At 69.8% G+C, this 12614-nt stretch carries 9 protein-coding genes; 2 read left to right on the forward strand and 7 right to left on the reverse strand.

Annotated elements, in window-relative coordinates; genetic code table 11:
- Window positions 1–176 precede the first annotated feature (176 nt).
- The 5 genes from ET475_RS02630 to yczR all read right to left on the reverse strand — a co-directional run bounded on the left by ET475_RS02630 (window position 177) and on the right by yczR (window position 9074).
- Window positions 177–2528, reverse strand: a complete 2352-nt coding sequence (locus ET475_RS02630) for a bifunctional metallophosphatase/5'-nucleotidase (protein ID WP_129385755.1) — start codon at window positions 2526–2528, stop codon at window positions 177–179.
- A gap of 166 nt (window positions 2529–2694) precedes the next feature.
- Window positions 2695–3513: an SURF1 family protein gene (locus ET475_RS02635; RefSeq protein ID WP_242497740.1), complete on the reverse strand. Its 819-nt coding sequence runs from the start codon at window positions 3511–3513 to the stop codon at window positions 2695–2697.
- A complete protein-coding gene (locus tag ET475_RS02640) occupies window positions 3510–4628 on the reverse strand; it encodes a GuaB3 family IMP dehydrogenase-related protein (RefSeq protein ID WP_129393583.1) in 1119 nt (372 codons plus the stop codon). The genes ET475_RS02635 and ET475_RS02640 overlap by 4 nt, the downstream gene beginning before the upstream one ends.
- 1209 nt (window positions 4629–5837) lie before the next feature.
- Window positions 5838–7340 carry an IMP dehydrogenase gene (gene guaB / locus ET475_RS02645; RefSeq protein WP_129385757.1) on the reverse strand — a complete coding sequence of 501 codons (1503 nt, stop codon included), beginning with the start codon at window positions 7338–7340 and terminating at the stop codon, window positions 5838–5840.
- A 300-nt stretch (window positions 7341–7640) separates the two neighbouring features.
- Window positions 7641–9074 carry a MocR-like transcription factor YczR gene (gene yczR / locus ET475_RS02650; protein WP_129385759.1) on the reverse strand — a complete coding sequence of 478 codons (1434 nt, stop codon included), beginning with the start codon at window positions 9072–9074 and terminating at the stop codon, window positions 7641–7643.
- A gap of 62 nt (window positions 9075–9136) precedes the next feature.
- On the opposite strand from yczR, the gene yczE reads away from it, so the two are divergent.
- Window positions 9137–9940, forward strand: coding sequence for a membrane protein YczE (gene yczE / locus ET475_RS02655; protein WP_207205395.1), 804 nt, complete (start codon window positions 9137–9139; stop codon window positions 9938–9940).
- 20 nt (window positions 9941–9960) lie between these two features.
- On the opposite strand, the gene rarD is transcribed toward yczE, so the two are convergent.
- A complete protein-coding gene (gene rarD, locus ET475_RS02660) occupies window positions 9961–10896 on the reverse strand; it encodes an EamA family transporter RarD (RefSeq protein WP_129385761.1) in 936 nt (311 codons plus the stop codon).
- Window positions 10897–10990: 94 nt separating this feature from the next.
- The gene (gene groES / locus ET475_RS02665) at window positions 10991–11287 is read right to left on the reverse strand and encodes a co-chaperone GroES (RefSeq protein WP_028497279.1); all 297 of its coding nucleotides are present in this window, start codon (window positions 11285–11287) and stop codon (window positions 10991–10993) included.
- A gap of 133 nt (window positions 11288–11420) precedes the next feature.
- On the opposite strand from groES, the gene ET475_RS02670 reads away from it, so the two are divergent.
- On the forward strand, window positions 11421–12611 hold the full coding sequence (locus ET475_RS02670; protein WP_129385763.1) for a class I SAM-dependent methyltransferase: 1191 nt from the start codon (window positions 11421–11423) through the stop codon (window positions 12609–12611).
- Window positions 12612–12614: the final 3 nt, after the last annotated feature.

Genomic DNA, 12614 nt, shown 5'->3' on the forward strand with positions numbered 1-12614 from the left:
GGCGTTTCATCGCCCTCGCCCGGTGAGCGGCGCCTCAGCGCACGTGCGCGCACCGCGCGACGCGGGCGGGATGCAGCATCCGCACCGCGCGATCCGGGCGGGATGCGGCATCCGCACCGCGCGACGCGGGCGGGATGCGGCATCCGCACCCCGCCCTTCGCAACTGCCAGCGCGTGTCAGAAGCGTGGCAGGCACCCGCCGCCGTGCCCATGGCCGCCGCCGTGTCCGGCACCAGACCCGTGACCGTGCCCGTGACCACCGCCGTTGCCGGACCCACCGCCGTTGCCGTGGCCATGGCCGCCGCCGCTTGGCGCGCGGGTCACTTGCACGGCCGCCGTCGCCTTATCGCCATCGGCCTGCCGCACCACCAGGGTGTACGTGCCTGCCTTGGTGGATCGCGGCACGCTCACCGTGTCGCGGAAGGTGCCGTCACGGTCGGTCGTCACCGAGCCGAGCGATACCGCGGCGCCCTTCTTGGGCTGCAGATGCACCGCGAGCTTCTCGCGAGGCTCGAAGCCGGTGCCGCGGATGACGAGCTTGCCGCCGGCTGCGACCTTCTTCGCGCTCACGGTGACAGCGCCGTCGAACGCCGGCGCCGCGATCTCGATCGGCACCTGCACGCTCGTGCCGGTGGAGGCCACGCTCACCGTCAACGACTGCGCTCCCTCGACCCCGTCGGGGATCGTGAAGGTCAGATCGGCTCGTCCTGCCTCATCCGAGGCGTCGATCACGGTCGGGTCGACCGCGCTCGTGGCCAGTTCGGCATCTCCCAGCGAGATGGTGACCTCGTCGGGAGCCTGCTCGCCCGCGCTGAACGCGAGCGACGACAGGTTTGCCGTGACGGTGTCGCCGGCGCTGTATCCGTCGGCGTCGGGCGGGCTCAGCACCACACCGACCGCGCGCTGGGCGTTGTCGGGCGTGGCCGTCCCGTTCGCCGAGAACCAGTCGACCATCGACTGCAGATCGACCTTGCCGGTGTCGGCGGTGTTCGCTCCTTCGGCGAGCGTCGTGAAGTTGTCGCCGCCGGCTGCCAGGAACGAGTTCACCGCGACCGTGAACGTATCGGTGGGCGAGACTGTGGCCCCGTTCACCGTCATGGTCGTGATGTGCGATCCCGCCGCCGCCGTCGGGTCATAGGTGTACGACAGCGCCTGTGACACTCCGAGCTTCAGGATGGGCCGGCTCGCCCCGGCGGGCTGCCACTGCTCTTCGAGCACCTGCTTCAGCTGGGCTCCGGTGAGCGTCGTAGTCATCATCGTGTTGGCGAACGGCTGCACCGTGGCCGCCTCGCGATAGGTGACGTTGCCGTCGGGGTCGCCGTCGCCGCTGGAGGCATAGGTGATGTCGGTGCGCAGGCCACCCGGGTTCATCAGAGCCAGGTCGGCACCGGTCGACCACTGCTGCACATCGGCGACGAAGTTGCCCAGCGTCGATTCGCCGCCGCGGTTCTCGGTGACGCCGTCACTCTGCCGTGCCCGGTTGAAGTCGGCCGTCACGGCGCCCACCGTCGCGTTACCCGGGCCCTCGGCCGCTGTGACGGCGTCGTCGACGATGCCCTGCACGGTGGGATCGGGGGCGTACAGCGGAACACCATCGGCCGCCAGCGGCTTTATCTCGTCGCTGATCGACAGCACCGACTTGTCGGTGGGATCAACGCTGATCTTCATCAGCCCGTAGGCCTCGCCGTACTTGCCAGCCGAGACCACCGGCCGTCCGTCGATCGTGAAGTTGTAGGCCAGGTGCGTGTGCGCCGACACGATGGCGTTCACATCATCGTCGACGTTGTAGACGATCTGCCCCAGCGGTGAGTCGGGCGTGACACTGGACACGTCGGTCGTGGTCGCCCCCTCGTGCACGAGCAGGATGATCACGTCGGCCTCACCGTTCGACTCGTCGCCGTCTTTCAGATCGGCGGCAGCGGCGTTGACGGAATCGGCGATATTGCGCACCTCGAGATCGGCGATGCCGGCGGGCGAGACCAGCGACCCCAGCGCCTCGGTGACCGCCCCGATGAACCCGACGCGCACGCCGTCGACCTCTTTCACCCACGAGGGCGCCAGGGCCGGCTCGCCGGTCGATTTCAGCACGACGTTGGAGTTGATGTACTCCCAGTCGGCGCGCGGCACCACCCGGTCGCGCAGATCGGCCCAGCCCTGGTCGTACTCGTGGTTGCCGGTCGAGCTGACCTCGAGCCCGGCAGCGTTGAGGGCGTCGATGGTGGGGTTGTCGTCTTGGATGAACGAGGTGAAGGTGGATGCCCCGATCAAATCGCCCGCGGCGGCGAAGATCGTGTTCGGGTTGGCCGCGCGCACCTGTTTGACCGCCGTCGCCAGCGCGGCCGCACCGCCCGAGGCGCCGTCTGCCTCGATGCGACCGTGGAAGTCGTTGATGGTAACCACGTCGATCTCGACGGGATCGTCGGCGGCCGAGGCCGGCGCCGCGCCGATCACCCCGAGGGTGACGGCGGCGATGGTGCCGAGGGCGAGTGCTGCGGTGCGAGTGCGCGCACGAGCGGGGACGAGGTTCATTCGGCTTCCCTCCTGAGGTCGCGAAACACACGTCGCGCCCTCACAGCGGTGCCATCACCTCTTCTGGGCGTTTACACAGCGACGTGTCTGTTGCGAGCCTAGGGATGGCCGCCGACATCCTCAATCGCGTCGGCGCAAACTCATCCAGCTCTCATCTGCGCGCGCGTCAGGCCAGCTCGCCGCCCTGCGCATCGGCGAGCTCTTCGACCTCTTTCTCCCAGGCATCCCGGGCCAGCCGGTACCAGAGATAAAACGCGAAGCCCGCGAAGACCGCCCACTCGGCGGCATAGAAGAGATTGAGCCAGTTGAGGCCCCCGCCGCCGGCGGGCGCGTGCGAGACGATGCGCACGAGCGAGCCCAGCGGCTGGTCTGCCACCAAGTAGGGCCGGTAGACGTCGAGCCCCGCGATGTCGTGCCAGCGGCTCAGCAACGCCGCCGGCGACATCGACCGCAGCGCGTCGGGGTCGTTGCGCGGCGGCACCCGCGGTCCCTCGTCAGAGATCAGGCGCCCGGTCATGGTCGAGGTGCTCTGGCCACCGGCATTGAGAGTGGATGCCGCATCCCGCGCCTTCTCCAGCGTCGCCGCCCAGCCCACGGCCACCGCCAGCGAGGTGGGGTTTTCGGTGCCATCGAGGCGGAACTGTCCGGTCACCCAGAATCCCTGGTCGTCGCCGTTCATCCGCTCGGAGACCACGATGAAGTCGCCCGCGACGAAATGCCCCGACACCTGCACCTTCTGACCCACCAGGGGCGAGTTGAGGTACGCGCCGGGCTCGACCACCTGTTCGATGGGCAGCACCTGCTCGGTCTCGCCCGGCGTCGTCGCGCTGGTGTCCAGAGCACGACCGAGCTGCCACTGACCGAGCCAGGCGAACACGCCGGCGACCACCAGGCACAGCGCCAGCATCGCCAGCCAGCGCGGGCGCAGCATGACCTCGCGCAGCGTGGGCGGGAAGACCTCGGGAAGGTCGCCGTTCTCTGTCATTCGACGCCGTACGGCGCCACGACCACCTCGACCCGCTGGAACTCCTTCAGGTCGGAGTATCCGGTGGTGGCCATCGACTTGCGCAGGGCTCCGATGAGGTTGGCCGTGCCGTCGGCCACCGGCGCCGGGCCGTACAGGATCTCTTCGAGCGAGGCGACCTGCTCGACCTTCACGCGGCGGCCACGCGGCAGCTGCGGGTGATGCGCCTCGGGCCCCCAGTGGTATCCACGACCGGGGGCGTCGGTCGCCCGCGCCAGCGCGACACCCAGCATCACAGCATCCGCCCCCATCGCCAACGCCTTCACGATGTCACCCGAGGTGCCCACGCCGCCGTCGGCGATCACGTGCACATAGCGGCCGCCCGATTCGTCCATGTAGTCGCGGCGCGCGCCGGCCACGTCGGCGACCGCGGTCGCCATCGGCGCGTGGATGCCCAGGGTGGCACGGGTGGTGGATGCCGCTCCCCCGCCGAATCCGACGAGCACACCCGCTGCGCCCGTGCGCATGAGGTGCAGCGCGGCGGTGTAGGTGGCGGCGCCGCCGACGATGACGGGGACGTCGAGATCGTAGATGAACTTCTTGAGGTTCAGCGGCTCGGCGACGCTGGAAACGTGCTCGGCCGACACGGTCGTGCCACGGATGACGAACAGGTCGACGCCGGCGGCCACGACGGTCTCGTAGAGCTCCTGCGTGCGCTGCGGGGTGAGCGAGCCTGCCACCGTGACACCGGCCTCGCGCACCTGGGCGAGCCGGTCGCGCACGAGCTCTGGCTTGATCGGCTCGGCATACAGCTCCTGCATGCGCCGGGTGGCCTCCGTGTCGTCGAGTCGCGAGATCTCGGCCAGCAGCGGGTCGGGGTCGTCGTAGCGGGTCCACAGCCCTTCGAGGTCGAGCACACCCAGGCCGCCGAGCTGCCCGAGCATGATCGCCGTCGTGGGGCTGACCACCGAGTCCATCGGCGCACCGAGCACCGGCACGTCGAACGAGAAAGCGTCGATCGACCACGAGGTCGAGACGTCTTCGGGGTTGCGCGTGCGCCGTGAAGGGACGACCGCGATGTCATCGAAGGTATAAGCCCGGCGGGCGCGCTTGGAGCTGCCCAGTTCGATGTCCATGCTCACCCCTCCACCCTACCCGGGCGCCTCGCGCCGCGCCGCGTCGGTCACGGCGTCGCGTCGGTCACGGCGTCGATCAGGACGCCGCCGCACGCTCGCGCTACCCGAATCCGCATACGCGCACGAAAAACGCATGCGCGGACGCAGATGGGGATAGCGCGAGCCGCGGAGCCCCGCAGGAAAGGGCAGCGCACGCAGAACGGGGCCGCGCCAACCTACGAGCCCCACAGATCGGAGCACCGCACGCAGATCGGGACAGCGCCAGCAGAACGGGTCAGCGCGAGCAGAACGGGACAGCCCCAGCAGAACGGGATAGCGCGAGGCATCCAGATCCGCTCGACATCCACGTCAACCTCGACGCCGAAAATCTCGCGCTACCCGAATCCGCATACGCGCATGAGAAAAGCATGCGCGGACGCAGATCGGTATAGCGCGAACCCAGGCGCCACGCAGATCGGGACAGCGCACGCAGATCGGGATAGCGCACGCAGAACGGGATAGCGCGAGCCGCCCAGACCCACTCGCCAAGCACGTCGATCACAACGCCAAGAAGCTCGCGCTACCCGAATCCGCACACGCGTATGAAAAAAGCATGCGCGGACGCAGATCGGGATAGCGCGAACCCAGGCGGCACGCAGATCGGGACAGCGCACGCAGAACGGGATAGCGCGAACCTACGAGCCCCACAGATCGGAGCAGCGCACGCAGGTCGGGATAGCGCACGTGGATCGGGACAGCGCGAGCCGCCCAGACCCACTCGCCAAGCACGTCGATCACAACGCCAAGAAGCTCGCGCTACCCGAATCCGCACACGCGCACGAAAAACGCATACGCGAACGCAGAACGGGATAGCGCAAGCCCACGGGCCCTGCAGAACGGGACAGCGCACGCAGAACGGGATAGCGCGAGCCCAGGCGCCACGCAGATCGGGATAGCGCACGCAGAACGGGGTAGCGCACGCAGAACGGGGCAGCGCACGCAGAACGGGACAGCCCGAGCAGAACGGGACAGCGCGGGGTGAAGAGTCCGCAGGCTCCAACAAGCCAACGCCCGAGGTCACAGGGCGCGAGGCCGAGCCGCCCCGCACCAACAGCGCGAGGCCGAGCCGCCCCGCACCAACAGCGCGAGGCCGAGCCGCCCCGGGCAACGGCACACGCCGCAGCCTCGGTCGTCATCGGGGCCCGAACTGACGGGCCCCGCCCGGGCGCCCTACTTCTTGTAGTTGGGCGCCTCGACGACGATCTGCACGTCGTGCGGGTGCGACTCTTTGAGGCCTGCGGCGGTGATCCGCACGAACTTGCCACGCTGCTTGAGCTCTTCGACAGTGCGGGCGCCGACGTAGAACATCGACTGACGCAGCCCGCCGATGAGCTGATATGCGACGGCTGCGACCGGCCCGCGATAGGCGACCTGCCCCTCGATACCCTCGGGGATCAGCTTGTCGTCGCTGGGAACGTCGGCCTGGAAGTAGCGGTCCTTCGAGTACGACGTCTTCTTGCCCCGGGTCTGCAGCGCTCCGAGCGATCCCATCCCGCGATACTGCTTGAACTGTTTGCCGCCCTGGAAGACGATCTCGCCCGGCGACTCGTCGGTGCCCGCGAACAGCGATCCGATCATCACCGCGTCGGCCCCCGCGACCAACGCCTTGGCGATGTCGCCGGAGTACTGCAGGCCACCGTCGGCGATCACGGGCACGCCCGCCTCACGGGCGGCGAGGTAGGCCTCGTACACCGCGGTCACCTGGGGAACCCCGACGCCGGCGACGATGCGGGTGGTGCAGATCGAACCCGGTCCGACACCCACCTTCACAGCATCCACTCCCGCGTCGATCAGCGCTTGCGCGCCCTCGCGCGTGGCGACGTTGCCGCCCACGATGTCGATGTGCTCGAACGAGGGGTCGGCCTTAAGCCGCGTGACGATGTCGATGACGCCGGCCGATTGTCCGTTGGCGGTGTCGACGACGATGACGTCGACACCCGCGTCGCGCAGCGCTTCGGCGCGCTCCCAGGCATCGCCGAAGAAACCGATGGCGGCGCCCACGCGCAGCCGGCCCTGCTCGTCTTTCGTGGCCAGCGGATACTTCTCGCTCTTGTCGAAGTCCTTGATGGTGATCAGCCCGGCGAGGTTGCCGTCGTCGTCGATGAGCGGCAGCTTCTCGACGCGGTGCTTGGCGAACGTGGCGATGACCTCGCCCGCACTGATGCCGACCGGCCCGGTGATCAGCCCCTCGCTGGTCATGACGTCGCGCACCTTCGTGGTCTGGCGCTCGAAGCCCGAGACGAACCGCATGTCGCGGTTGGTGATGATGCCGACAAGTCGTCCGCCGTCGTCGACGACCGGCAGACCCGAGATGCGGTATTGCGCGCACAGCGCGTCGACGTCTTCGATCGTGGCATCAGGGGTGGTCGTGATCGGGTTGGTGATCATGCCCGACTCGCTGCGCTTGACCTGGTCGACCATGCTCGCCTGATCGGCGATGGACATGTTGCGATGCAGGATGCCGAGCCCGCCCTGTCGCGCGATGGCGATGGCCATGCGCGCCTCGGTCACGGTATCCATGGCCGCCGAGATCAGCGGAGTGGCCACCGTGATGCGCCGGGTCACGCGCGAGGAGGTGTCGGCCTCGCTCGGGATGACGTCGGTATGCCCGGGCAGGAGCAGAACGTCGTCATAGGTGAGACCGACGAAGCCGAACGGGTCGGGTTGTTCCATTGATTCCTCCTGAAAGCCACCCGAGAGCCGGGGGCGGGCTGTCGTCGACCGGGCGCGAGAGAGGCATTCCCTGCCCTGTCAAGTCTAAGCGTCGGCGAGCCGGCTTTGTTCCCGCAGAGACCGAGGGATGCCGCAGCTCAGACGCCGCCCGCCCCTGCGGGCACCCCGCCGCCCGTGCGAGTGCCCGCCGCCCGCAGAACGCGCCGCCCGCGCGGGCCTGGCACGCGTGTGAGTGCCCGCCCGCAGAACGCACCGCCCCTGCGGGCACCCCGCCGCCCGCAGAACCCCCGGCCCGCCCGCTCAGACGACCCCCGTGAGCGCCCCCGCATCGGAGAGGGGATGCCGCGCCGCGGCCGGCCACGCGCGCTGCAGTGCCGCGACGGCCTGTTCGACCTGCGGGCCGGTGGAGGTCAACGGCAACCGCAGGAACCGCTCGAACGCGCCGTCGAGACCAAATCGCGGCCCGGCCGTGACCAGCAGACCCTCGCTGCGCGCGGCCAGCGCCAGCTGCGAGCTCACCGGCGCGCCGATGTGGGCCCACACCGCGAGCCCGCCGTGCACATGCGGCAGCGTCCAGTCGGGGAATGCCGCCGGCACTATCCGCTCGATCGCCGCACGACCGGCCGCCAGAGCTGCCCGACGCTGGGCGAGCACCTCGTCGAACCGCGTGAAAAGCGACGCCACGACGAGCTGATCGATGATCGGGGTGCCCAGGTCCATGTTCACCCGCACCGCGTGCAGCCGACGGATCATCGCCCGCTCGGCACGCACCCATCCCACCCGCAGTCCGCCCCACATCGTCTTGCTCGCCGACCCGATCGTGATCACCCGGGCCCCGCCGCCCGCCGTGGCCGCCAGGGGCGGAAAGGTCTCGGGCCGGTCGATGTCGAGCTCGGCGGGAGTCTCGTCGGCGACCAGGATCGTGCCCTGCGCCGCGGCCGCATCCAGCAGCCGCCGACGCACCGCCAGCGACATCGAGCGCCCGGTCGGGTTCTGAAAATCGGGCATCAGATACGCGATGGCGGGGCTCGTGCGGCGCATCGCCGACTCGAACGCCTCCACGTCCCACCCCTCGGGCGAGTCCACCGACACCGGAGCGGTCACCATCCGCGCCCCCGCCGCGCCGATGGCGTCGTAAGCATGCGGGTACGTCGGCACCTCGATCAGCGCACGGTCGCCGCGGCGCACCAGCGCGCGGCCGATGAGGGCGATGGCCTGCTGCGCGCCCACGGTGATGAGCACCTGGTCGGCGTCGGTGGGCAGCCCGCGCTCGGTGTAGCGCCGGGCGACAGCCTCGCGCAGCACGGGCAGCCCGATCGTCTCGTAACCCGAGTCGAGCAGCAGAGGCGCGAGCTGAGTGGATGCCTCGGCCACGGCATCCAGCATCATCGAAGGCGCCGGCAGCGCGGCCTTCAAGAAGTCGAGCAGCCCCGTCTCGGGCACCGTCGGCGAGGCAGCGCCCCCAGGCAGCGCGGTGCGCGTACCCGAGCCCTGGCGGCTGAGCGCGAACCCCTGCTCGCGCAGCCGCTGATAGGCCGCGGTGACGGTGGTCCGGCTGATCTCGAGCTCGGCGGCAAGTTCACGCTCGGCCGGCAGCCGCACGCCCGAGCCCACCCGGCCGTCGATGACCAGCAGCCGGATGCGGTCGGCCAGCGCCTCATACGACGCGCCGCTGCCCCGCCACTCGCCGAGCAGGTCGAGAAGCGCGTGCGCGCCGATAGCCATGATCGCCATCAGGCCACTTTAGTCAGATTGGCTCTACTTCTCCAGGGTATTTTCACGATTGGATGCCTCTTATGCAGCCAATCCAGTCGGACTCTGTCGCTCCTGCGACATCGCGCCGCCGCGCCTGGCCGGCGCTGCCGGCGTTCGAGCCCAAGCCGCTGAGCCGCCGCCCCGCCTCGCGCGGCCGTCGACTCGTGCAGTTGCTGGTCGGGCTGTTCTTCTACGGCATCGCGATCGCCACGATGATGCAGGCCACCATCGGCATCGAGCCGTGGGATGTGTTCGCCCAGGGAATCATGCTGCACACCGGCATCCCGTTCGGACTCGTCACCAACCTCGTCGGCGCCCTCGTGCTGCTGCTGTGGATTCCGCTGCGACAGCGCCCCGGCATCGGTACGGTGCTGAATGTGCTGCTGATCGGGCCGGCCGCCCAGTTCGGTTTGTGGGTGATTCCGCAGCCTCAGGCGCTCTGGGCGCGGGTGCTGCTGTTCGCCGCCGGCCTGGTGCTCATCGCCGCCGCGACCGGACTCTACATCGGAGCCCAGCACGGCCCGGGCCCCCGCGACGGACTCATGACCGGACTGCATGCCCGCACCGGGCTGCCCATCTGGCTCGTGCGCACCGGCATCGAGGCGACCGTGCTGGCGGTGGGCTGGCTGCTGGGCGGCAACGTCGGCTGGGGCACCCTGGCGGTCGCACTGTGCATCGGCCCGCTCGTGCATGTGAGCATCCCGCTGTTCGCGCTGCAGCTGCCCGAAGCTGTCACCGAGCCGGGCTTCGGCGATGCGCAAGCCGGCCGGGTCATCGAACCGGATGCCGCTGCTCGACACCGCACGCCAGACCCGCAGCCGTGGGCCCTCGGCCGCTGGCGGTAGCGAGCCGGGGAGCCGACCGCTCAGGCGATCTCGGCGACGTCGTTGCCGACGCCGGCCGCGCGGGTGCGGCGTGCCGCACGCAGTGAGTCGATGCTCAGCACGACCAGCGCGACCCACACCAGGCCGAAGCCGATCCACCGTTCGGTCGGCATCGCCTCGTGCAGAATGACCGCGCCGGTGACGAACTGCAGAATCGGGGTGAGGAACTGCAGCAGTCCGATGAGGCTGAGCGGGGCGCGCCGAGTCGCGGCGGCGAACAGCAGCAGAGGCACCGCGGTGGCCACCCCGGCCAGCAGGAGCAGCACGGCGTGGGCGGCCCCGGCGGTGCCCAGGGTGAGGCCCGAGCCCGTGCCGACCCAGATCAGCATTCCCGCCGCCACCGGGGTCAGCCATGCCGTTTCCAGGGTCAGCCCGCTCACCGCGTCGACCGTGCCGCCGACGCGGTTCTTGGTCAGGCCGTACAGGCCGAACGAAAAGGCGAGTGCCAGCGAGATCCACGGCACCTGGCCGTATCCGACGATGATCACGCCCACCGCCACCACCGCGATCGCTATCGCCACCCACTGCGCCCGGCGCAGCCGCTCACGCAGCACAAGCACGCCCAGCAGCACCGTCACGATCGGATTGATGAAGTAGCCCAGGCTCGCCTCGATGACGTGTCCGGTGAGAGTCGCGACGAGGTAGACGGTCCAGTTGACGAAGATGAGGATGCCGGCCGCGGCCGTCCAGCCCAACAGTCGCGGCTGCCGCGCGATGCGCGCGAACGCTCCCCAGCCCCGGGTCACGCTCAGCGCGACGACGCAGAAGACCAGCGAGAGCAGCACCCGCCAGGCGACAACCTCCCACGGAGTCGAGGGCAGCAGCAGCAGAAAGTACAGCGGAAACAGACCCCACAGCAGGTAGGCAGCGAAGGCGTAGAACCCGCCCGTGGTCGCCGCGCTTCTGGTCTGCCTCACTGCACCAGCCTAGACAGACGACGAGGACCCCGGATGCCGCAGCATCCGGGGTCCTCGTACGGGGTGGGCGAGAGCACTCGCCCGGCGAATCGAGCTAGCGAACGACGACCGCGAGCACGTCGCGGGCCGACAGCACGAGGAACTCGTCGGCCCCGAACTTGACCTCGGTCCCGCCGTACTTGCTGTACAGCACGCGGTCGCCGACGGCGACGTCGAGCGGAACGCGGTTGCCATTGTCATCGATGCGGCCGGGGCCCACGGCGATGACTTCGCCCTCCTGGGGCTTCTCCTTGGCGGTGTCGGGGATGACCAGGCCACTCGCGGTGGTCTGCTCGGCCTCGACCTGCTTGATGACGATGCGGTCCTCGAGCGGCTTGATGGAAACCGACACGGTCTACCTCTTCCTTCGTTGAGACTGAAGACTCGTTAGCACTCAGACATCGAGAGTGCTGACATCAGTTTAGGCAATGAATTGGCACTCTCGCAACGCGAGTGCCAACGAACCTCTCCCATACGCTGGGACGATGCAGATGAGCGAGCTGACCGCACTGCTCACCCCCACCGGGCTGAGCCTGCTCGACACGCTCGATCCGGTCGTGTCGACGGCGGATGCCGCGCGCGCCGTCTCGCGGCTGCGCGCGGCCGGTCATTCCCCCGACCTCGTCTCGGCCGTCGTCGGCCAGGCGCACCTGCGCGCGAAGGCGGTCGCGAAGTTCGGCGACTTCGCCGGGCGGATGCTGTTCACCCGCGCGGGGCTGGAACAGGCCACCCGGCTGACTGTGGCCGCCCACCACGCTTCACGCATGCGCACCGCCGGAATCACGCGGGTCGCCGACCTCGGCTGTGGCATCGGCGGCGACGCTCTCGCCTTCGCTGCCGCGGGTCTTCAGGTTACGGCCGTCGACGCCGACGAGGTCACGGCGGCGATCGCCGCGTACAACCTGGCCGTGTTCGGCGACACCGTCACGGTGCGACACGGCCGGGCCGAGGCATCCCTCCCCCACGACGTCGACGCGCTGTGGCTCGATCCGGCGCGACGTGCGGCCGGGCATCGCGAGACCCGGCGGGTGGGTCCCGACGACTACTCGCCGCCGCTCGGGTGGGCCTTCGAGGTCGCCGCGACGCTGCCCACCGGCATCAAACTCGGCCCGGGCCACGATCGGGACGCCCTGCCCGCCGACGCCGAGACGCAGTGGGTGAGCGCCGACGGCACCGTCGTCGAGCTCGTCGTGTGGACCGGCGCCCTCGCGCGCGACGGCGTGCGCCGCGCGGCGCTGCTGCTGCGCGGCGACAAGGTGCACGAGCTGACCGCCGCCGACGACGCACCCGACGCCGAGGTGCGCGAGCTGGGCGCCTACCTGCATGAGCCCGATGGCGCCGTCATCCGCGCGCGGCTGGTGGGCACTCTCGCCCGGCAGCTCGAAGGGGGCATGCTCGATCCGCGCATCGCCTACATCACCGGGGATGCCGCGCTGACCAGCCCGTTCGTGCAGTCGTTCCGGGTGCGCGAGACGATGCCCGCGCACGCCAAGACCGTCAGTGCCGCGCTGCGCGCGCGGGGCATCGGCACCGTCGAGATAAAGAAGCGCGGCATGGATGTCGACCCGGCGGCGTTCCGCCGCAAGCTCGCGCTGCGCGGCGAGGGGTCGGCGACCCTGATCCTGACCCGGGTGGGCCAGCGTCACCTCGCCGTCCTCGCCGACCGGGTGCAGTGACGC

Source organism: Microbacterium protaetiae (assembly GCF_004135285.1).
GTDB lineage: Bacteria > Actinomycetota > Actinomycetes > Actinomycetales > Microbacteriaceae > Microbacterium > Microbacterium protaetiae.